The organism is Daejeonella sp. (assembly GCF_030684675.1).
Classification (GTDB): Bacteria; Bacteroidota; Bacteroidia; order Sphingobacteriales; family Sphingobacteriaceae; genus Daejeonella.
Genome location: NZ_JAUXXZ010000028.1, coordinates 41748 through 64004, shown reverse-complemented (window position 1 = coordinate 64004; position 22257 = coordinate 41748). Strand labels below are relative to the sequence as shown.

Sequence of the window (22257 nt, the reverse complement as noted above, 5' to 3'; positions counted from 1 at the left end):
AAAACTGAGCATGAGTGATATACTGATAATCGGAGGCGGACTCGCAGGATTGACCAGTGCTATTCTTCTTCAACAGAATGGATATCAGGTAAGCGTTTTTGAGAAGAAAAAATATCCGTTCCACAGAGTTTGCGGCGAATATATTTCCAATGAGGTCTTCCCATTTTTGGAATCATTAAATATCGGGATCTCTGAATCCGGTTACTCCCGGATAAACCGTTTAGCAATCACATCTGTTTCAGGTAAAATTTTGCAGGCAGATTTGCCAATGGGCGGATTTGGCTTAAGCCGTTACAAGCTTGACCATTTAATGTACGAACAAGCAAAAAGACTTGGCGTGGAATTCATTTTCGAAAAGGTAGATAATATATCGTTTAACGAAGGTAAATTCAAGATCACAACTCCGGGAAACACTGTTTATGAGACAACTATTGCCATTGCAGCCTATGGCAAACGATCTAACCTTGATCAAAAATTGAATCGCAGTTTTTTTTACAGACGGAGTCCATATCTGGGTGTAAAATACCATATCAAAACTGATCTGCCCGGAAACCTGGTTCGTCTTGATAATTTTCAGGGTGGTTATTGCGGGGTAAGTAAGATTGAAGATGATAAATTCTGTCTATGTTACCTCTCAGAGACAGCAAACCTTAAAAAATATTCGGGCATTCCGGAGATGGAAGAAGCAGTTCTGTTCAAAAACCCACATTTGCGAAGGCTGTTTAAAGACTCAGAGTTTTTATTCGAAAGCCCTGAAGTGATTAATGAAATTTCTTTTGAAAAGAAAAATTTAACTGAAAATCATTTACTCTTTTGCGGTGATTCAGCCGGAATGATTACTCCGCTATGCGGGAATGGAATGGCAATCGCAATTCACTCGGCAAAAATTCTTGCAGATAGTATCATGCGTTTCGCAAAAAAGGGCTCGAATCTGGACAGAATCGCGCTTGAAGATGAATATAAGCTTCAATGGGGGAAACAATTTGCCCTCAGACTTAAAAGTGGCCAGCTGATTCAGAAGTTATTTGGAAATACCTTTATTTCTGACCTGACTGTATCAACTCTTGCAAAACTTCCTGCATTGACACAATTTTTGGTTAAAAAAACACATGGCGAACGCTTAATATATTAACTTGCATCATGAAATTGTGGGTTCTCGTCTTTATCAATGCTTTGGCGGTTGCTTTATCTTTATCGATAATCAACTTTTACTTTCAGCAAAATCTCCTCGATTTCTTCATTACCTTTTCCGTTTCATTGGTAACCAGCTATCTGGTTTTCTACTATCTGATCGAAAGATTTGTTTACAGTAAGATCAAGTTAATCTATAAGTTGATTCATAACCTAAAACTGGGGAAAGATCTAAAAGATGCTTTGGGAGAATATGTAAGTGCCGATCCAATCAATGATGTTGAACTTGAAGTTAAGGAATGGGCAAGGGATAAAAAATCAGAGATCGATCAGTTAAAAGATCAGGAAAAATTCAGAAGGGAATTCTTATCTAATATTTCCCACGAATTGAAAACCCCGCTTTTTGCAATTCAGGGCTATATTGAAGCTTTACAGGAAGGGGATATTGATGATCCTGAAATGTCAAAGCAATTTCTGGAAAAAGCCTCCAGGAATGTCGACCGCCTCGCATTTTTCATTAAAGATCTGGATGCTATTTCAAAACTGGAAAGCGGGGAAATACCTGTGAATTACGATCGGTTTAATTTAACCGATCTGATACATGAAGTAATTGATTCTCTGGAATTAAAAGCAAAAAAATACAATATCACGCTGCATTTTAAAGAAAAATATCATAGCCCGACCTGGGTATATGCAGACAGGGAAAAAATCAGACAGGTTTTGGTAAACCTGATTGATAATTCCTTTAAATATGGTAAGAGCGGTGGAAATACTTCAATCAAAACCTTTGAACTTCATGACCAGATTTTGGTGGAAATCACTGATGATGGTATCGGAATTGAAGAAAAATATCTTCCAAGATTATTTGAACGATTCTACCGTACTGATAAAAGCCGATCCCGACAAATTGGAGGCTCTGGTTTAGGCCTGGCAATTGTGAAACATATTATTGAAGCACACCAGCAAACCATCACTGTAAGAAGTACCGAAAATATAGGCTCAACGTTTGGATTCACCCTCCAGAGGGACAAATAAATCGGATTTGTTTGTTAACATTAACTTAACATTGTGTTTGTAGCTTTGCTCAATCTTAAAATCCAATCCGATGTCACTGAACAGTATTTTCCAGTACTTTATTCCAAAAGACAAGAAGTTTTTTCCTCTTTTCGAAAAAGATAGTGCAAACCTAATCCAGTTAGGCGAAAAGCTTGTAGAAGCAGTTAACACTGAAGATCTTATACTTCGTAAGAAATTATTCAAAGACATCGAAGATCTTGAGCATACAGGAGATGAGATTACCCATCAAATCCACCTGGAACTAAGTAAGAATTTCATTACTCCATTCGACCGCGAAGATATTCACAGACTTGCGAGTGCAATCGATGATATTGCCGATTATATTCATGGCTCTGCCAGTCGTATGGATCTTTATAATGTTACCATTATTACTCCCCCAATTAAAGACCTCGCCAGTCTGATCTTACAGGCATGTCAGGATCTTCACAAAGCTATTCATGAATTACGGGATCTGAAAAATATCCGATTGATCGCAGATTGCTGCGTTCGTATAAACAGTATTGAAAATCAGGCTGATTATGTCTTTGACAAAGCAGTTGGTGAGCTTTTCGACAATGAAAAAGATGCGGTAAACCTTATTAAATACAAGGAAGTACTCTCCGGACTTGAGACCGCTACTGATATGTGTGAAGATGCAGCGAATGTGCTGGAATCTATTCTGGTGAAAAACGCTTAATTACATCATTAAAGATATTACACCAGCTATATGGGTTTTACACTATTAATTGTAATCATTGTTTTAGCATTGGTATTCGATTATATCAATGGCTTTCATGATGCAGCGAATTCTATTGCAACCGTTGTTTCTACGAAAGTTCTAACCCCTTTTCAGGCAGTGGTTTGGGCGGCCTTTTTCAATTTCCTTGCTTACTGGATATTCCATTTAAATGTGGCTGATACGGTAGCAAAGACCGCCGATACGATGAATATAAACCTGGTGGTTATTCTTGCCGGTGTTTTGGCAGCAATCTGCTGGAATTTATTAACCTGGTGGTTTGGAATTCCTTCAAGTTCATCACATACCCTGATTGGTGGATTTGCAGGTGCTGCAGTTGCTCATGGTGGTCTAAATGTAGTTAACCTTGGTGTCATCGGCAAAGTTGCCTCTTTTATTGTTCTTGCTCCAATTATTGGTATGATCATGGCGTATTTTATTACTGTGATCATTATCAATATCTGTCGATACGCAAACCCCTCAAAGGCTGAATGGTGGTTCAAAAAACTCCAGCTAGTATCTTCAGCTTTATTCAGTCTCGGTCACGGAGGTAATGATGCCCAGAAAGTAATGGGTATTATCGCAGCAGCAATCATTGTGTATCTAAAAGATGCTAACCTCAGTGTTGATACCATGTCAGCTTGGCTCCATGTAGGTTACACAGTTATTGATGGTAAGGTAAAGATCAATCATATTCCAGAATGGATCCCTATAGCTTGTTACACTGCAATAGCGGCCGGTACTATGAGCGGTGGATGGAAGATTGTAAAAACCATGGGTACCAAGATTACTAAAGTTACTCCTTTAGAAGGTGTTGCCGCAGAAACTGCAGGAGCCATTACCTTGTTCATGACCGAACACTTTAAAATACCGGTTTCAACAACACATACCATTACCGGTGCAATTATAGGAGTTGGATTAAGTAAACGTGTATCGGCGGTACGCTGGGGAGTTACTATCAGCCTTTTATGGGCCTGGATACTGACTATACCGGTATCTGCATTATTGGCAGCAACACTTTACTTTCTGCTCAGTTTGTTTCTTTAATTGCTTAGTGTTAATCTACTTAAAGCACCGGGGCTATTTAAGGATAATATCCTTCAACTCGATCTGAGATAAGACTCTTAGTCTGCCTGCTTCATATAAGCTATCATACTTATCAACTGTGGTTACTGAGTCATCAAGTGGCATCTGGTAATTAACGTAATCCTGAAAAATTACACCACCTGCTTTCTGGGTTCTGAGTACCTCTCTGAAACGATTACCTCCTGAACTATAAGCAAAATGATCCATGCTGTAATCTTCGGTATCGAACCAATAATAAAATACATCACTATGATCACCTGCTTCTTTTGACTTTTCGAATGAAATCTCAATCTTATGAAAGGTTTTACCCTTGATCTGACTTTCGCCCATATATTTTTTTACTACAGAGGCATCGTTCAATTTCAGCGGTAAGTATAAAAAATAAACAACTGCATTAAGCGACTGCCGGTATTTGTCTGATTCTTTCTGATCAAGCTTTAGCTCTTTACCATCTACTATGCGTTTGAAGCCTTCATTCCTTAATACATCATGAACATTGCCTGTAGAATCACTAAAAAAACGTTCATATTTAAACTGGCCACCATTCTGCATAACTTTAAAACTTGCTGCCCTGAATTTAAATTCCAGAGTCGCATTAGTCAGCTTATCCATATTATAAAAGGCAATACTTTTATCTACAATTTTCCGTGCATCGGGCTCATTACAGCCTGAAAAGATAAATAGCACTAAAATCAGGTAACTTAATCTGTTCATTTGTTTGAATTATATTTAGCAAAACGGGATTAAAATAAAATTTATACAATTAAGGCGTAATCGATTCTTTATGATCTTTGAGGTCAAAACCGGATTTCAATCCTGCCAGTATTAATCTTACTGCCAACCCGGGTTTTCCAGGAGGGTCCATCCTTGATCAGACGAATAGCTTCTTTATCACAGGCCTCTGTTAATCCTTTCAGAATATGGAAATTAAACGGTTTTCCCTTCTCGTCAAGTTCAAAGGATAAAAGTACCGAGCCGCTGACTTTCGGGTCATTTAAAGGCTTACGTATATTATCCTCTATGTATTTTCGATAGATATCCCATCCCGGAACAGGTTGAACTGCCTGTTCGGAAGCATTGATACCTTCGGATGAAGCTAGAGACCTGCTGGCAGATCCCTGTTCCTGAACACGGAGTTTATTGGCCTGAATGCTCGTACCACCAGAAGCAATCTCACTCTTTGCTGAGGGTGAAGACTCATTCACTTCGGACTCGTTATTTGCTCCTGAAGGTGTTTGGTAGGCTGCAATGCTGGTCTCATCTGATGAAACAGGATATTCTTTCTCCCTGATAACCGGACGGCCCGGGTAACCCTGAATCTCATTTTTAAGCGAATCACGATCGATGAGGGCAACCTGTACCTGCTTTTCTGTAACGGTTCCTGAGCGGTTAATATTCATCCAGAACAGGATTCCGGCAGTAATAAATAATACAGATGCTGATGCAGCCACGCTTAAGCGCTGCCAGGTAAAGTCAAATACCTTTTTATTTTCCTGCAAATGAACAATTCGCTCATGCAATTGTCTCTGCAAAATACTCAGATCTGTACCAGGATTTGAGGTATGAGTATATCCTTCCAATGCCTCCCAGAGGAAAGGGTCAGTCAGGGCTTGTTTTTCGAGCCTGTGCATTTCTTCATGATCCAGCTTCCCCTCAAGGTAAGCTCTGATCATCAAACTACCGGGATAATTAGTGCTCACTGTTCTTCTCTATACAAATTTTCAAATTTCGTTTACCGTTCTGTATATAGCTTTTAACTTTATTCAGTTCAAAGCCAGTCTGATCTGCAACTTCTTTATAACATTTTTGCTCCATGTAAAACAGATTAATGCTTACTTTCTGTTCTGATGGCAGATCTTCAATACATTTTGCCATTATGGATAGCTTTTCTTCGGTATCATCCTCAAGGTTAAGATGCACAAAAGCTTCATTTTCCATAAAATTTTCATCAATACTTAACATTTCGTGCTTTGATGATGAACGGAGTACCATAAGGCAATGGTTTCTGCTTAGGGTATAAAGCCAGGCCTTGAAATTTGTTATTTCGTGAACCCTCAGTTTTTTCACTAATTCCTCAAAGATCTGCATCACGGCATCTTTGCTTTGTTCTTCATCCCGAAAGTATTTAAGACATAAACCGAAAACCAGAGGCATATACTGCTCATAAAGCTTACCGAGCAATTCAAGATCTCCTGTGCTGCGATACTCAGCAAGTAGTTCAAGCTCCCTGATGGCAGTATTGCCGGATGAATTCTTATTAAATCTCAAGGTTACCGGTCTTTAAGCTGATCAAGTATAATTAATATTTGTGAATTTGGCAGGGGTTTTGCTAACTTATAAAAAGGAACAAGGCACCCTGTTATAATTTGTTACGAATTCGTCTTTGCTCCTTTGTCTATACTCAATTGCAATAATCAAATTTATGAGATTTTTAAAACTATTTGCTTTTTCAACGGGTGTATTCGTGCTATCGTCATGCGATACTTTAAATCAGGCAGGTCAGATCCTTACTCAAACAGGACTTGGAAACCCGAGTGCCACCGAGATTTCACTGGGACTAAAACAGGCTTTGGAACTGGGAACATCCGCAGGATCAGAAAGATTATCCCAAACGGATGGGTTTTTTGCCAATGCGGCTATAAAAATCCTTTTCCCGGAAGAAGCACAAAAGGTTGAGCGTACCCTCCGGAGTGTGGGCTTAAATAAACTGGCTGATAATGTCATATTAAGTGTAAACAGAGCTGCCGAAGCTGCTGCAATTGAAGCTAAACCTATATTTATTTCAGCCATAAAAGGGATGACCTTTAGCGACGCCTCCAATATTTTATTAAGCGGACAACAGGATGCAGCTACATTATATTTTCAACGGGTAACTGCTGACCAACTGCAACAGAAATTTCAACCCATTATACAGAACAGTTTAAGCAAAGTAGGCGCTACCAGATACTGGACTGACGCTATTACTGCTTATAACAGCATTCCACTTGTCGGAAAAGTAAATCCAGATCTTAGTGCTTATGTCACACAAAAAGCAATTGCAGGGATCTTTTTTGAAATCGCACAGGAAGAATTGAAAATACGCTCAAAGCTATCCGCAAGAACAAGCCCTCTGTTGCAGAAAGTATTTGCTTATGCAGACCGGAATAGGAGTTAAACAAGCAGAACTTCATATTCGGGATATAACGTATATCATTAAAATGGGGCAGATGGCAATAATTTAATACCAGCTGAACCGTTAATTGTGGTAAATTAAACAGATGAAATTAAAAATCTTTATCTCTTGTGTTTTTATAGTAAGCTCTGCTACTTCATTTGCTCAGTTCAAAATACCTCAGGTTTTAAAGGAAGCAGCTAATGTCATTAAACCTGGTAGTCCGAGTCAGATAGAAATTGGAGATGCAATAAAAGAAGCCCTTGAAATTGGGGTTTCTGCAGGTACGGACCGACTGTCCCTTCAGAATGGATTTATAGGAAATTCTGCAATCAAACTACTTTTTCCGCCTGAAGCGAGAAAAGTTGAGAAAGCACTCCGTGGAATAGGCATGAACAAAGCTTGTGATGACTTTATTCTAAGCCTGAACAGGGCAGCAGAACTTGCGGCCAATGAAGCTAAGCCAATTTTTATCTCTGCAATAAAGGAAATGAGTGTTCAGGATGCTTCAAATATTTTGCTGAGCGATCAGAAAAATGCTGCAACTACCTATTTTCAGCGTGTAACCAGCAAAGCTCTGGAAGCCAAATTTAATCCTGTTATTCAGAGTTCATTGGATAAAACTCAGGCAACCAAATACTGGACTGATCTAAGTACTGCTTACAATCAAATACCACTCGCCGGTAAAGTAAATACCGATCTTGCTGCTTATGCAACACAAAAAGCAATGGAGGGATTATTTCTTGAAATAGCTCAGGAAGAATTAAAAATTCGTGAAAATTCTGGTCTCAGAAGTAGTCCTTTGCTAAAAAAGGTGTTTGGCTTTGCGGATAGAAACAATAATGGTGTTAGCTTTCGTTGATTCCGTTGATTCCGGCTTCAGCCGGAATGACTAAGGCTTCAGCCGGAATGACAAATGTTCTCCCAATCTTAGGGATTGTTTGTCCTTCTGTACTTAACCCACAAATAAGATTACGATTTGTTGTCATTTCGGACCTGACCTAGTGTCATTCCGGACTTGATCCGGAACGGAATTACACCAGCAATCTAACAGGCTCTTCAAGCAATGCCTTTAATGTCTGAAGGAATGCTGCACCTGTAGCTCCATCAACAACACGGTGGTCACAACTTAAAGTAACCTTCATGACATTGCCTGGAACAACTGCTCCGTTTTTAACTACAGGAACCTGCTGGATTCCACCTACTGCAAGTATGCATGCATCGGGTGGGTTAATGATTGCAGTAAACTCATCTATACCGAACATTCCCAGATTAGAAATGGTAAAAGTTGATCCTTCCCAATCTGAAGGCTGTAATTTCTTAGACTTTGCACGCTGGGCAAAGTCCTTCACTTCAGCGGAAATATGTGAAAGCGATTTTCCATCTGCAAAACGAACTACCGGCACGAGTAAACCATCTTCAACGGCTACGGCGACTCCAATATTTACATGCTCATTATAACGGATCTTATCCCCTAACCAGGATGAATTAACATTTGGATGTTGTTTTAAAGCAACTGCAACTGCCTTTAGTACCATATCATTGAACGATATTTTTACAGATGCAAATTCATTGATCTTGGTACGGGCCTGCATTGCGCTATCCATGTCAATTGACATGGTCAGGTAGAAATGCGGCGAAGTGAACAGACTTTCAGAAAGACGCTTCGCAATAACTTTACGCATTTGAGATACCGGTTTCTCAGTATATTTCTCCTCACCGATAAATTGAGGAATAGCTGCAGGTTTAGTTTCTGCGGCCGGTGCAGCTGATGATGCTGCGGGATCTGGACTTTCTTTTGCAGTCTGAGCCTGTACTGTAGGGTTAAAGCTTTCTATATCCTTTTTCACGATCCTGCCACCTTCAGCACTACCTTTCACCTGAGAAATATCAATTCCCTTATCCTTAGCAATCTTACGCGCCAAAGGGGATGCTTTTAAACGTGATGTTGAATCACTTTCAACATGCTGTGTTTCAGCTTCTGTATTTGATTCAACTGCCGGCTTTGCTTTATCAGGCTGTGATTCAGCTTTTAATTCTGCTACAGCTGGTTTTGAACCTGATTTTAACAATGCCGATACATCTGTACCCTCTTTACCAACAATCGCAATGATATCATTTACTTTAGCTGCCTGTCCCTTTTCTACTCCAACATATAAAAGAACACCATCGGCATAACCGATCACTTCCATCGTGGCTTTATCAGTTTCAACATCTGCTAAAGCATCATCACTTTTTACTTTATCACCCACTTTTTTATGCCATTCAGCGATAACGCCTTCAGTCATGGTATCGCTCAATAAAGGCATCCGGATAATGGTTGCACCCAATGCTTCAGCATCTGCATCACTGCTATCCGAAGATTTAGGTTCTGCATCCACTATAACAGGTATACTCGCCTTTTCCGCTTCTTCAGGTGCTTTTACGGTTTCTTCAGTCGCTTTAGTAGGTTCAGAAACCTCTTTCTGACTTCCTGAATCACTTAAAAGCGCTTGATAATCTTCACCTTCGGTACCAAGAATAGCTATTACAGAATCAACTGCTGCTGCTTCACCTTCTTTGGCGCCAATATATAGTAAGGTTCCATCCTGGAAAGACTCAAAGTCCATGGTTGCTTTGTCTGTTTCAACTTCGGCAATCAAATCCCCTGAACTAACTTTATCACCAACTTTTTTATGCCATTTAGCGATAACTCCCTCCGTCATCGTATCGCTCATCTTAGGCATTTTCACTACTTCAGCCATTTTATTTCCAGATTAGAATATTAGAATTTAAATTTAGTCGCGGATGTATGGATAATCAGATTGAATATAAACATCTGTGTAGAGTTCAGAAGGATCCGGCCATGGTGATTCTTCAGAAAATTTAACTGATTCGTCTACAATGGCTTTAATTTTCTCATTTATTGAATCAAACCAGACTTCATCAGCATATTTTTTCTCTTCAATAGTTGCCCTTACAACTTCAATAGGGTCTTTGGCTTTATAGCCCTCAACTTCTTCCTTCGTACGGTATTTTGCAGGGTCAGACATAGAATGTCCTTTATAACGGTAGGTTCTTGCCTCTAAAAATGTAGGGCCATCACCGCGCCGGGCTCTCTGAACAGCCTCGTCCAATGCATTATGAACCGCAACCGGATCCATACCGTCAACAGGTGCGCATGGCATATCAAAACCTAAACCGATTTTATAGATATCAACCATATTTGTTGTTCTTGAAACTGAAGTCCCCATAGCATAACCGTTATTCTCGCAAACAAAGATTACAGGTAGCTTCCAAAGCATAGCCATATTAAAGGTTTCATTCAGTGCTCCCTGACGAACTGCACCATCACCCATATAACAGATACAAACATTATCGGTTCCATTATATTGTTCCGCAAAGGCAATGCCGGCACCAAGAGGAATCTGACCTCCAACGATACCATGACCTCCGAAAAATTTCTTTTCCTTACTGAACATGTGCATTGAACCTCCCTTTCCCTTGGAACATCCGGTAGCCTTACCATACAATTCAGCCATAACCTCATTAGCACTCATGCCCTTTGCAAGTGCATGTGCATGATCACGATAGGCAGTAATAAGCGAATCTTCGGGACGGATAACTGACATCGTACCTGCCATCACCGCTTCCTGACCTATATACAAATGGCAAAATCCTCTTATTTTTTGCTGCCCGTAAAGCTGACCGGCTTTCTCTTCAAACTTGCGCATCAGTAGCATTGACTCATACCATTGAAGATAAGTGTCTTTCGTAATTTCTATTGAACTCATTCGTAATCGTTTCTGTTAAACAAATTAATCCTTTACAAGGGAGGACAAATCTAACCATATCTTCCTAAAAAAAGAATACCATTTGTTTTGTTTACACGTTTTCATCCCGTACTTTGCCAAAAATAAATCCTTGAATTACAATTCATGACTTGCTGTTATACAATTTTTTTATATTTTTGTAACATTCTTAGAATATAATCTGTAAACAGATGTTCATCTTAACACTGTTTATTTATAAACGAAAGATCAATAATGATGGGGAAAAAAGTAATTTTAGCTTTGCTACTTGTGATTTCTTTTGTGTCGGTTCAGGCACAAACTAATGATAAAGATCAGAAACCATTAGAGAAAATCGCAGATCCTGATAATCTTGCTTCCGAATACTTCTCACAAATTATGGGTGTAGCCCTTTCTGCTACTTCAAACCTTAAACTTTATCAGTTTGTATACGACTGGATCGGTACACCTTACAGATTAGGCGGTGGTACGAAAAAAGGAATTGATTGTTCAGGTTTTGCATTTGAGCTATATAACAAGGTATTCAGTACTTTAATTGGCAATAATTCCAGGAACATATTCAGTATGGTTAACCCGATCAGCAAATCAGAGTTAAAAGAGGGTGATCTGGTATTTTTCAAGATCGGAAGCCGCTCCATTACTCATATGGGTGTTTATATGGGTAATAATAAGTTTGCACATGCCTCAACCAGCAAGGGTGTTATGATCAGCGATCTTGATGAAGCTTACTGGAGAAAATATTATTACAAAGGCGGCAGACTGCTCGCATCCTTAAGAGATTAAAAAATTTACTCAGCGGATGAATCAAGTCATCCCTTAGGTTTTGTAAAAAAACCGTACTTTTTTTAGTACGGTTTTTTTTTATTTGGCCTGATCTGTGGTACTTCTTACCAATCCAATCCCGGTAATAAAAAACACTATCCCCAATACAGCAAATACAATTAGTGATTTGTATCCCTCTGAGCTTTGTATAAAGCCAATAGCAGCGTAGATCAGGCCAACTATTCCCAATACAGTTAATATTGTCCCAAAAATTCTTTTTAAGTTCATATCTTATCGTTTAAGGTAGTATTACAATTTACCTGCCATGGCTTATTGCTTAATAAGAAAATGTCGGTGTTTAAACCAGAGATATGCCTTAAATTATTAAGTTTGCCTTAAAACCGGATTTTGGAAATATATAATTATCGGGATTGGCTATCTCATCATACTCATGTCACTAATTCCACTGGTCCGACATGATTACTGGGTATTTCGTGTTTTTGAATATCCCAGAATTCAGAAGCTCGTTTTAAATGGGGTTCTCTTCGCTGGTTTTCTCCTATTTTATGAACTGGTCACTATTCATGATAAAATTTTTGCCGCCGCCTTAAGTCTGAATTTATCCTATCTGGTCTTTCAGGTTTATCCTTTTACAGTTTTAGGGAAAAAGGAATTATTAAGATTAAAGACTGAAAGCCCTGAACAACAGCTTGGCCTGTTTATAGGAAATGTATACCAGTATAATATAAAAATGCTGCGGAGTATTTAAAATGCATAACTTCTAAAGACCCAGACGTGATCATGCTTGTAGAGACCGATCAATGGTGGGCAGATAGGATGAACCCCCTGAGCGAAAGTTACCCCAATCAGCTACTGGTACCCCTTGAAAATACTTATGGGATGTTATTATTCTCCAGATTTGAGCTCGTGGGTGCAGAAGTAAAATATCTGGTTGAAAAAGATATTCCCTCAGTTCATGCATCCATCAAACTTCCTTCCGGCGCCCTGATTCGTTTTCACGGCCTACATCCTACACCTCCGGTGCCTGCAGAAAACCCGCGTTCCATCGAACGTGATAAAGAAACTCTGCTTGTTGCCAAAGAAGTCAAAAAAAGTAAAATCCCAATTATTGTTGCCGGTGACCTGAATGATGTAGCCTAGAGTTATTCAACCGATTTATTTTGCAAAACGAGCGGGCTTTTAGATCCAAGAAAGGGCAGAGGTTTTTTTAATACCTTCCATGCGAAGCACCGGTTCATGCGATTCCCGCTCGATCATATATTTTGCTCCAATGATTTCAGTCTGATGCATATCAATCGGATGCCAAACTGTGGATCCGATCATTTTCCAATGTTTGTAAAACTCCAGTATTCACCACAGGCTACCACCATACAGGAAGAACCTCAGGCCGATCAGGCTGATCTGAAATTAGCTGACATTATTAAAAATAATCAAAAACTATAGAAGTCCCATATATCTTACAAAAAACAGTATAGGGGGCAGATTTCTTTTGAATTAATAAACTTCTATTTTTTAAATTAAGGAGGGAAGAAAAATTTTTACACCTTTTTCTTGTTTTTATCAATAAAAAAAACCTAAATTCAATTAAGCTAACCTGTAAAACACTAAAAAGTATTATTATGGGACGAGTCAGGAACATTTTACAATCCAAAGCCGGTTCTATTATCTCTGTCTGCCCCGACAGCACAGTGTATGAAGCGCTTGAGTTAATGCTGGAGAAAAATGTTGGGGCGCTTTTGGTTATGAACCAGAACAAATTTGTCGGCCTTTTTACGGAAAGAGATTACGCCCGAAAAGTAATTCTCAAAGGAAAGGCATCTAAAGAAACACTTATCAGGGAAATTATGACTGAACATCCCCAAAAAGTCAGCCCTGATAATACGATCGAAGATTGTATGCTGTTAATGACCAATAAATATATCAGACATTTACCTGTATTAGCTGGAGAAGAGTTGGTGGGCATCATTTCTATTGGTGACGTTGTTAGATACATCATCGATGAGCAAAAATTTATTATTGAAAACCTGGAGCATTACATTACCGGCGAATAATCTACCGGACTAAAGGCTACTGTAAAATTCCCGGTAACAAGTTAAAATTAAAACTGTTGTTAGACTGGAATTTGCTTTCAAAATAAGACGCCTATGCTCGTTCCGAACAATTCTCAAACCCCATTTTGGCCATTTCTGGCGTATGCGGGTTTTGTACTAGCCTTATTAGCTTTAATTATATCATTTTCTTACTTCCTGGGCCAACGCCATAACGCGAGGGCAACAGCTCAGCCCTATGAATCCGGAATTTTAGAAACAGGTACGGCCCGCTTGCAATTTTCAGCCCAGTTTTATCTTGTAGCGATGATGTTTGTGATTTTTGACATCGAAGTAGTTTTCATTATATTATGGGCTTTAGCATTTAATGAACTAGGTTGGCCGGGTTATCTCGGCATTTGTGTTTTTATAGGTCTCCTGATTGCGGTTCTGATTTATGAATGGAGCATAGGAGCCCTCGATTTTGGGCCCGATGGAAAAAAAATACTGAAAGCTTACAGAAAACTAAACGAAAAAAATAAATAATATGAAATTAACAGGTATTATTTTCTCAAATCTCACCTTATGAAATGGTGGCTTAGCAATCCCGGGGAACCCGTAAACAGTATAGAGGGAACAGGCTCTTTTGAAGAATCTGTTCAACAAAGTATCATGCTGACAACTGTACAGGATCTGCTAGCCTGGGGCCGGAAAAATTCTATGTGGCCTTTTCACTTCGGGCTTTCCTGTTGTTTTGTTGAAATGGCCACCAGCCTCACCAGTAAATACGATGTTGCCCGTTTCGGAGCTGAAGTCATTCGCGGAACGCCCAGGGAGGCAGATGTAATGGTTATTGCCGGAACTGTTTTTGTAAAAATGGCCCCCATTATTAAACGTCTTCACGAGCAAATGATGGAACCAAAATGGGTCATCTCCATGGGGTCCTGTGCTAATTCAGGTGGCATGTATGACATTTACAGTGTAGTACAGGGTGTAGATAAATTCCTGCCAGTAGATGTTTATGTACCCGGATGCCCTCCCCGGCCGGATGCTTTTATGCAGGGATTAATGCTGCTTGCGGCATCTGTAGGAAAAGAGCGAAGGCCTTTAAGCTGGGCCATTGGAGATCAGGGGATTATAATGCCGGAAAAGATATCCATGAAAGAAGAAAAAAGAGAGGAACGGAAAAATATGACCAATTTCCGGACTCCGGATCAAATATAAGCGTTTTAAAATCCGGCCAGAGGCCGGTTGAGAAAATAGAATATCACAAGCAATGAACATAGAGTCAAGCTTAACAGACAATCTGGACTCCGTTTTCGGAGAAACAGTTTTCACTCAACAATTTACGGTTGATGAGATGGAAACTTTATGGATTTCACCGGAAAATTTAATTTTAATTCTCAGCCACTTAAAGAACACGGCAAAACCAGCTTATAAATTATTATATGATCTCTGCGCTATTGATGAAAGAACCCATGCGAAAACAACAGGTTCTGTAAATGCTCACGACTTTACCATTGTTTACCACTTACTGTCATTTGAAAGAAATAAGTTCCTCCGAATAAAAGTTGCCCTTCAGGGTGAATATCCTTCCCTGCCTTCGATCAGCTCCCTATGGAGTAACGCTAATTGGTACGAACGGGAAGTGTACGACATGTTTGGGATAAAATTCCACGGCCACCCGAACCTCAGAAGAATTCTCATGCCTTTAACCTGGGAGGGCCATCCATTAAGAAAAGAACATCCTGCCCGTGCCACTGAAATGGGCCCTTTCAGGTTGTGGGATGAAAAGGAAGATCGGGAACAGGAAGCGTTGCAGTTTAAACCTGAAGACTGGGGTTTAAAAAGACGTAGTGAGGACGCCGATTTTATGTTTTTAAACCTCGGCCCGCAGCATCCGGGTACACATGGAGTTTTGAGAATTATATTACAACTGGACGGAGAAGATATTGTTGACGCCATTCCGGACATTGGATTCCATCACAGGGGTGCAGAAAAAATGGGCGAGCGCCAGTCATGGCATACTTACATCCCTTATACAGACAGGGTTGATTATCTGGGTGGAGTGATGAATAATCTGGCCTACTTACTGGCGGTTGAAAAACTTGCAGGTATAAATGTCCCGGAAAGGGTAAAAGTGATCCGGATAATGCTTTGTGAATTTTTCAGGATTGCCAGTCACCTGGTCTGGTACGGAACTTTTGCCCAGGATCTCGGCCAGCTCTCTCCTGTCTTTTACATGTTTACCGACCGGGAAAAAATATTTGATATTGTAGAAGCAATTTGCGGAGGCCGTATGCACCCTAACTGGTTCCGTATTGGCGGTGTAGCCCAGGATCTTCCAAAAGGATGGGATACGCTCGTGGCTGATTTTGTAGCTTATTTCCCTAAGCAGCTTACAGAATATCACAACATGGTAATGCGTAACAGCATTTTTAAAGCACGCACTGTCGGAATTGGGATCTACAGCGTGGAGGAGGCCATTGAATGGGGGGTTACCGGTCCGGGATTACGGGCCTGCGGGATGGACTGGGATTTCAGAAAAAAACAACCTTATTCTGGTTATGAAAACTTTGATTTTGAGATCCCTACAGCACAAAATGGTGATTGTTTCGACAGGGCTGTAGTGCGTGTAGAAGAAATGCGGCAAAGTCTTAAAATTATAGATCAATGTCTTAAAAATATGCCGGAAGGTAATTACAAATCTGACCATCCGCTTACCACTCCCCCCTTGAAAAAGAATACGATGCAGGATATAGAAACCCTGATCACACATTTTCTGAATGTAAGCTGGGGGCCCGTAATTCCCCCTGGTGAAGCAATGAGCTGTATTGAGGCTACAAAAGGAGCAAATAGCTATTATTTAACCAGCGATGGTAACACATCGGCATACCGGGTGAGGATCAGAACGCCTTCATTTCCGCATATGCAAATGTTGCCCTACATCAGCAAAGGGTATACGGTTGCTGATCTGCTTTCAATTTTAGGGGGTATGGATTATGTACTGGCTGATATTGACAGATGAGAAGAACCAAGAATCAAGAACCAAAGTGACTAACTACTAAATTATGCTTTCTGAAGATGAAATAAAAGAGATAGATCATGAAATTGCGTTGGTACCCCGCCGAAATGCGGCTTGTATTGAAGCACTGAAAATTGTTCAGAACAACCGGGGATGGATCTCCGACGAAAGCCTGATCGAAATTGCCGCCTATATGAATATGAGCGCCGAAGAACTTGACAGTGTTGCTACTTTTTACAACCTGATTTTCAGGAAGCCGGTAGGACGTAATATCATTCTGGTATGCGACAGTATAAGTTGCTATGTAATGGGATACGAAAAAATTTATGATCGTCTTAGAAATACCCTCAACATACAATTCGGGGAAACAACTTCTGACGGAAGATTTACCTTATTACCAAATCCATGTCTGGGCACCTGCGATTGTGCTCCTGCCCTGATGATAAACAATAATCTATACCGCAATCTAACAATAGAAAAACTGGATGAAATATTAGAGGATTATAAATAAATTATGGAACGCCCTTTAACGCAAAATATTAGTTCACAAAGACTTCCGCTAAATCTTAAAGATTATATAGCTGCCGGGGGATATCGTTCTGTGCACACTACGTTAAAAACCCTGAGCCCGCAGGACGTTTCAAAAACTGTACAGGATTCCGATCTGAAAGGGCGGGGAGGAGCCGGTTTTAATACCGGCATGAAATGGAGTTTTGTTCCGATGAATATACCCGGGCAAGTTAAGTACCTGGTGGCCAATGCCGATGAGATGGAGCCGGGAACGTTCAAAGACCGTCTACTTTTAGAAGGGGATCCCCATCAGCTAATTGAAGGCATGATTGTCTCCGCATTTGCCATACAGGCAAATATCTCCTATATATTCCTCAGGTGGGCTTATAAAAAAGCAGCAAGGATTATCCGGCGCGCCATTGATGAAGCTTATGAAGCCGGTTATCTGGGCAAAAATATCCTGGGTACAGGATTTAACCTGGAAATGCATTTACATACCGGAGCAGGGCGGTATATGTGCGGAGAAGAAACAGCTTTGTTAAACGCCCTTGAGGGAAAAAGGGCTACTCCAAGGGCAAAACCACCATTTCCACAGATAAGCGGATTATTTGGCAAACCCACCATTGTAAATAATGTAGAAACACTTTGCAATATCCCTCATATAATCAATTACGGGCCCGACTGGTTTAAATCACTCAGTAAAGGGGAAGACAGCGGTACCAAACTTTATGGACTCAGCGGCCACGTAAATAAACCCGGAATATGGGAATTGCCGATGGGTACCAGCATACGTGAACTGATAGAAGAACATGCCGGAGGCATGAAAACGGGCTATAAATTCAAAGGTGTTTTGCCTGGCGGAGCTTCCACTGATTTCCTGGTGGAAGAACATCTGGACGTTAAAATGGATTTTAAATCAGTAGCTGCAGCCGGAAGCCGCCTGGGGACAGGTACCATGGTTGTTTTGGATGATCGTACCTGCCCTGTTGGTTTTATACATAACCTGGAACATTTCTTTGCACAGGAATCCTGTGGTTGGTGTACTCCCTGCCGCGAGGGTCTTCCCTGGACAGAAAAGATCTTATTATCAATAGAAAATGGACAGGGAAGTAAAGAGGACCTGGATCTGCTTCAGATGCATACCGAATTCCTGGGGCCTGGCAATACATTCTGCGCATTAGCGCCCGGTGCGATGGAGCCCCTGCAAAGCGGATTAAAATATTTTAGAGAGGATTTTGAAAAACATATAGAACTTAAAATTTGTCCATGGAGGTAGCAAATGGCAATCATTTATATTGATAACAAGCCATACGAAGTTAAGGAGGGCAAAAATTTGCTCGAGGCTTGCCTTACGCTGGGTTTTAACCTACCTTATTTTTGCTGGCATCCGGCGATGGGTTCGGTAGGGGCCTGCCGCCAGTGTGCTGTTAAACTTTTTAAAGACGACAATGACCATACCGGCCGGCTGGCTATGTCATGCATGGAATCCATCAGGGATAACCTGCACTTATCTATTGATGACCCGGTCGCAAAAGCTTTCCGTTCCCAGGTCATAGAATGGCTGATGACCAATCATCCACATGATTGCGCGGTATGTGATGAAGGCGGATCATGCCATTTACAGGATATGACCGTCATGACAGGTCATACCTACCGGCGCTTCCATTATAAAAAACGCACCTATACTAATCAATATCTCGGTCCTTTTATCAATCATGAGATGAACCGGTGCATACAGTGCTATCGCTGCGTCAGGTTTTATAAAGACTATGCCGGTGGGAAAGATCTGGATGTATTTTCAGCTCACGATCATGTTTATTTTGGAAGGGCAAAAGACGGGATCTTAGAGAATGAGTTCAGCGGAAACCTTGCCGAAGTTTGCCCAACCGGGGTCTTTACGGATAAAACATTGAAAGAACATTATACCCGAAAATGGGATATGACCATGGCTCCATCCATTTGCCAGCATTGCAGCCTGGGCTGTAATATTATTGCCGGAGAACGGTATGGGGAATTGCGGCAAATTACCAGCCGGTTTAACAGCGAAGTAAACGGATACTTCATTTGCGACAGGGGAAGATTTGGTTATGAATTTGTAAATAGCATAAACCGTATTCAACAACCAGTAATCAGGGCGAGATTTCCTGAGGCGGTAAATAAACCCGAATTGTTTGTCCATCTCAAAAATATATTATCCGGGGAGATTATCGGAATTGGTTCTCCCCGTGCCTCATTAGAATCGAACTATGCATTGAGAAAACTGGTTGGAAAAAGCAATTTTTACCAGGGAGTTGCTAAAAAGCAAGTTAAACTGATGGAAACTGTGCTTCAAATAATTAATTCCGGCCATGTGCATATCCCTTCTATTAAAGAATCTGAACAGGCTGATGTAGTTTTAATATTGGGAGAGGATTTAACAAATTCAGCTCCCCGGCTTGCTTTGGCTGTACGGCAGGCAGTTGTGAAAACAGCCATGGATGAAGCCAAAAACATTAATTTACCTTCATGGCATGATTCAGCGTTGCGTGAATATATACAGGAAGAAAATGGAGAATTACTGAGTCTGTATCCTGTAAATACCAAATTAGATGAAATTGCATCCCACACGCAATATTTAAACCCTGATGAGATTGCCCGTTTAGGATATGCCATCGCTAATCTATTAAATCCTGAATACCCAGCCGTTAAAAATTTAGATGATGGCGTTGCTGAGTATGCCAAAGTTTTAGCCGGGATTTTAAAAAATGCCATCCGGCCTCTCATTATTTCAGGTACAGGATTAGGAAATGAATCCATTATTAAAGCCGCGGCCAATATCGCCTTTGCTTTAAAAACGGATTCTCAAAGAGCTTCATTAATTTATGTAGTTCCTGAATGTAATTCTATCGGTTTGGCAATGATGCAAGCCGGTTCTTACCAGGATGTATTAAATGCCGGAAAAATCCACCAGCCTGAAACCCTTATTATATTAGAAAATGACCTGGAAAGAAGCTGGGGGCCTTCTGAGGCAAGTAGTTTTATTTCATCCTTTAAAAACGTCATCGTTATAGATCATCTTCACCATGCAAGCAGCCAAAAAGCGACTGTTTTAATACCATGCGGAACATTTGCGGAAGCCGACGGAACAATGGTTAACAATGAAGGCAGAGCCCAACGCTTTTTTCAGGTATTTATGCCGGCTAATGAAAATATCCGCGAAAGCTGGCGATGGCTGGATGAGTTTAAACAAATAAAAGATGGTCGTACTATTGAAGAGCTGTCTGAGCCTGAAAACGAAAATTTATTAGGGGAACTGATCACGGAAATGCCGCAGTTCAAGGGTGCCGAAATGGCAGCGCCTCCTGGTGATTTCCGGATCAAAGGCCAGAAAATTCCCAGGGAGCCGCATCGTTACAGCGGCCGGACAGCCATGCTTGCCAATCTGAATGTAAGCGAACCTAAACCGCCGGAAGATCCGGATACGCCCTTATCATTTACTATGGAAGGGTATAGAGGAATTCCACCGTCCCCACTGATCCCGTTTTTTTGGTCGCCGGGTTGGAATTCGGTTCAGTCGATCAATAAATATCAGGTAGAAGTGGGTGGTCCGCTGCATGGTGGAGATCCGGGGATACGCCTGTTCACCGGAATTGAATCTAGTGAAAGACTTATTTTAAATGATGTTCCTGAAGCATTCCATGCGAATGAAAATGAATGGCTCATTATTCCACTGCCTCATATTTTTGGTTCAGAAGAACTCAGTATCTATTCGTCCGGGGTAAAAGAAAGATCGCCGCAACCCTATATCGCCATTGCAAGGCAAGATGCAGATAGATTAAATATCCGGGAAGACGATGTCCTTCAGCTCAAACTGAATGACAGGGTTTTTAATTTAAAAGCTAAAATTAAAGAAGAGCTGGCCAAAGGAATAGCGGGGATACCCTTTAACATTCCGGCCTTGTACGGATTAAATCTTCCGGCTAAAGGAATTCTAATAAAAGAAAAAGATGAATGAAACCCTTGGATATGTTCTGCTGATTGCCATTATGCTCTTTACACTGACTACTATCGCTGCCTGGCTTATCTGGCTTGAACGCAGAATGCTGGCTCTTTGGCAGGACCGGTACGGACCCAACCGGGCGGGGCCTTTCGGCTTGCTTATCGTTGCAGCCGATACCATTAAGCTGTTTTTTAAAGAAGACTGGATCCCTCCATTTGCTGATAAAAAAATTTTTGTAGTTGCTCCCACAATCATAGCAGCAACTGTTCTTATGAGCTTTGTCATCGTTCCGTTTGCTCCGGGAATTTTAGTTTCTGATATGAACGTAGGTTTACTGTTTTTTCTTGCAATGTCTTCATTGGGGGTTTACAGTATTGTGCTGGGAGGCTGGGCCTCAAATAATAAATATTCTCTATTAGGGGCTTTAAGGGGTGCCTCTCAAATGATCAGTTACGAAGTTTTTATGGGTCTCTCATTAATGGGTGTAGTGATGCTTTCAGGATCTTTCAGATTAACAGATATAGTGATGGCACAGGAAAATTACTGGTTCATTGTTACTCAGCCAGTAGCCTTTGTTATTTTTCTGATCGCCGGAATAGCTGAAACGCACAGGCTCCCATTTGATATTCCTGAGGCAGAAAGTGAACTGGTTGCCGGCTTTCATTCAGAATATTCGGGAATGAAATTCGGGATGTTTTTTATAGGCGAATATTTAGGTATCATGCTGGTTTCATCAATGGTTGTAACCTTATTTTTCGGAGGGTGGTTGGGACCAGACTTCCTTCCCCCGATTGTTTGGTTCATCCTGAAAACTTTTGTCTTCATCTTACTTTTCATCTTACTGCGCGCATCATTACCCAGACCGCGTTACGACCAATTGATGGAATACGGATGGAAAATATTATTGCCGCTGGCTTTACTGAATTTATTGATTACCGGAGCTGTAGCATTATGGATAAAATGAAACCATAAAATAAAAGAT

General features: G+C 40.7%; 24 protein-coding genes. 17 read left to right on the top strand and 7 right to left on the bottom strand.

Features of this window, described 5'->3' with window-relative positions:
- Positions 1-10 precede the first annotated feature (10 nt).
- From Q8M41_RS05400 to Q8M41_RS05385, 4 genes are all read left to right on the top strand, one after another.
- Positions 11-1132: an NAD(P)/FAD-dependent oxidoreductase gene (locus Q8M41_RS05400; RefSeq protein WP_305364229.1), complete on the top strand. Its 1122-nt coding sequence runs from the start codon at positions 11-13 to the stop codon at positions 1130-1132.
- A gap of 8 nt (positions 1133-1140) precedes the next feature.
- Positions 1141-2166 (top strand): cell wall metabolism sensor histidine kinase WalK, encoded by a 1026-nt coding sequence (locus tag Q8M41_RS05395; protein WP_305364228.1) that lies wholly within the window; start codon positions 1141-1143, stop codon positions 2164-2166.
- A gap of 70 nt (positions 2167-2236) precedes the next feature.
- On the top strand, positions 2237-2884 hold the full coding sequence (locus Q8M41_RS05390) for a DUF47 domain-containing protein (protein ID WP_305364227.1): 648 nt from the start codon (positions 2237-2239) through the stop codon (positions 2882-2884).
- Between the two features lie 30 nt (positions 2885-2914).
- Positions 2915-3970, top strand: a complete 1056-nt coding sequence (locus tag Q8M41_RS05385) for an inorganic phosphate transporter (protein WP_305364226.1) — start codon at positions 2915-2917, stop codon at positions 3968-3970.
- A 33-nt stretch (positions 3971-4003) separates the two neighbouring features.
- Here the strand turns inward: Q8M41_RS05385 and Q8M41_RS05380 are convergent, their stop codons facing one another.
- The 3 genes from Q8M41_RS05380 to Q8M41_RS05370 all read right to left on the bottom strand — a co-directional run bounded on the left by Q8M41_RS05380 (position 4004) and on the right by Q8M41_RS05370 (position 6277).
- Positions 4004-4723, bottom strand: a complete 720-nt coding sequence (locus Q8M41_RS05380; RefSeq protein ID WP_305364225.1) for a DUF6503 family protein — start codon at positions 4721-4723, stop codon at positions 4004-4006.
- An 83-nt stretch (positions 4724-4806) separates the two neighbouring features.
- Complete coding sequence (locus Q8M41_RS05375) at positions 4807-5682, bottom strand: energy transducer TonB (protein ID WP_305364224.1); 876 nt, start codon at positions 5680-5682, stop codon at positions 4807-4809.
- Positions 5683-5698: 16 nt separating this feature from the next.
- Entirely contained in the window at positions 5699-6277 is a 579-nt protein-coding gene (locus Q8M41_RS05370; protein ID WP_305364223.1) for an RNA polymerase sigma factor, read from the bottom strand.
- Between the two features lie 154 nt (positions 6278-6431).
- Between Q8M41_RS05370 and Q8M41_RS05365 the strand changes: the two genes are divergently transcribed.
- On the top strand, positions 6432-7163 hold the full coding sequence (locus Q8M41_RS05365) for a DUF4197 domain-containing protein (RefSeq protein WP_305364222.1): 732 nt from the start codon (positions 6432-6434) through the stop codon (positions 7161-7163).
- Positions 7164-7266: 103 nt separating this feature from the next.
- Complete coding sequence (locus Q8M41_RS05360) at positions 7267-8022, top strand: DUF4197 domain-containing protein (RefSeq protein WP_305364221.1); 756 nt, start codon at positions 7267-7269, stop codon at positions 8020-8022.
- 172 nt (positions 8023-8194) lie between these two features.
- Here the strand turns inward: Q8M41_RS05360 and Q8M41_RS05355 are convergent, their stop codons facing one another.
- Together Q8M41_RS05355 and pdhA are read right to left on the bottom strand one after the other, a co-directional pair.
- Entirely contained in the window at positions 8195-9904 is a 1710-nt protein-coding gene (locus tag Q8M41_RS05355; protein ID WP_305364220.1) for a pyruvate dehydrogenase complex dihydrolipoamide acetyltransferase, read from the bottom strand.
- A gap of 33 nt (positions 9905-9937) precedes the next feature.
- Entirely contained in the window at positions 9938-10933 is a 996-nt protein-coding gene (gene pdhA, locus Q8M41_RS05350; protein ID WP_305364219.1) for a pyruvate dehydrogenase (acetyl-transferring) E1 component subunit alpha, read from the bottom strand.
- 255 nt (positions 10934-11188) lie between these two features.
- On the opposite strand from pdhA, the gene Q8M41_RS05345 reads away from it, so the two are divergent.
- Positions 11189-11734, top strand: a complete 546-nt coding sequence (locus Q8M41_RS05345) for a C40 family peptidase (RefSeq protein WP_305364275.1) — start codon at positions 11189-11191, stop codon at positions 11732-11734.
- A gap of 78 nt (positions 11735-11812) precedes the next feature.
- Here Q8M41_RS05345 and Q8M41_RS05340 read toward each other — a convergent pair whose 3' ends face one another.
- Entirely contained in the window at positions 11813-12001 is a 189-nt protein-coding gene (locus tag Q8M41_RS05340; protein ID WP_305364218.1) for a hypothetical protein, read from the bottom strand.
- 163 nt (positions 12002-12164) lie between these two features.
- On the opposite strand from Q8M41_RS05340, the gene Q8M41_RS05335 reads away from it, so the two are divergent.
- Together Q8M41_RS05335 and Q8M41_RS05330 are read left to right on the top strand one after the other, a co-directional pair.
- Entirely contained in the window at positions 12165-12482 is a 318-nt protein-coding gene (locus Q8M41_RS05335; RefSeq protein ID WP_305364217.1) for a hypothetical protein, read from the top strand.
- A gap of 32 nt (positions 12483-12514) precedes the next feature.
- Positions 12515-12874 (top strand): endonuclease/exonuclease/phosphatase family protein, encoded by a 360-nt coding sequence (locus Q8M41_RS05330; RefSeq protein WP_305364216.1) that lies wholly within the window; start codon positions 12515-12517, stop codon positions 12872-12874.
- Positions 12875-12913: 39 nt separating this feature from the next.
- Here the strand turns inward: Q8M41_RS05330 and Q8M41_RS05325 are convergent, their stop codons facing one another.
- The gene (locus Q8M41_RS05325; RefSeq protein ID WP_305364215.1) at positions 12914-13057 is read right to left on the bottom strand and encodes a hypothetical protein; all 144 of its coding nucleotides are present in this window, start codon (positions 13055-13057) and stop codon (positions 12914-12916) included.
- 296 nt (positions 13058-13353) lie between these two features.
- Between Q8M41_RS05325 and Q8M41_RS05320 the strand changes: the two genes are divergently transcribed.
- The 8 genes from Q8M41_RS05320 to nuoH all read left to right on the top strand — a co-directional run bounded on the left by Q8M41_RS05320 (position 13354) and on the right by nuoH (position 22239).
- Positions 13354-13785: a CBS domain-containing protein gene (locus Q8M41_RS05320; RefSeq protein WP_305364214.1), complete on the top strand. Its 432-nt coding sequence runs from the start codon at positions 13354-13356 to the stop codon at positions 13783-13785.
- A gap of 93 nt (positions 13786-13878) precedes the next feature.
- Positions 13879-14307 carry an NADH-quinone oxidoreductase subunit A gene (locus Q8M41_RS05315; protein WP_305364213.1) on the top strand — a complete coding sequence of 143 codons (429 nt, stop codon included), beginning with the start codon at positions 13879-13881 and terminating at the stop codon, positions 14305-14307.
- 81 nt (positions 14308-14388) lie between these two features.
- Entirely contained in the window at positions 14389-14985 is a 597-nt protein-coding gene (gene nuoB, locus Q8M41_RS05310; protein ID WP_370870443.1) for an NADH-quinone oxidoreductase subunit NuoB, read from the top strand.
- Positions 14986-15037: 52 nt separating this feature from the next.
- Positions 15038-16789, top strand: coding sequence for an NADH-quinone oxidoreductase subunit C/D (nuoC, locus tag Q8M41_RS05305; protein ID WP_305364212.1), 1752 nt, complete (start codon positions 15038-15040; stop codon positions 16787-16789).
- Between the two features lie 43 nt (positions 16790-16832).
- Complete coding sequence (nuoE, locus tag Q8M41_RS05300) at positions 16833-17297, top strand: NADH-quinone oxidoreductase subunit NuoE (RefSeq protein ID WP_305364211.1); 465 nt, start codon at positions 16833-16835, stop codon at positions 17295-17297.
- 3 nt (positions 17298-17300) lie between these two features.
- A complete protein-coding gene (gene nuoF / locus Q8M41_RS05295) occupies positions 17301-18572 on the top strand; it encodes an NADH-quinone oxidoreductase subunit NuoF (RefSeq protein WP_305364210.1) in 1272 nt (423 codons plus the stop codon).
- Between the two features lie 3 nt (positions 18573-18575).
- On the top strand, positions 18576-21290 hold the full coding sequence (gene nuoG / locus Q8M41_RS05290; RefSeq protein WP_305364209.1) for an NADH-quinone oxidoreductase subunit NuoG: 2715 nt from the start codon (positions 18576-18578) through the stop codon (positions 21288-21290).
- The gene (gene nuoH, locus Q8M41_RS05285) at positions 21283-22239 is read left to right on the top strand and encodes an NADH-quinone oxidoreductase subunit NuoH (protein WP_305364208.1); all 957 of its coding nucleotides are present in this window, start codon (positions 21283-21285) and stop codon (positions 22237-22239) included. Before nuoG ends, nuoH begins: the two co-directional genes overlap by 8 nt.
- Positions 22240-22257 lie beyond the last annotated feature (18 nt).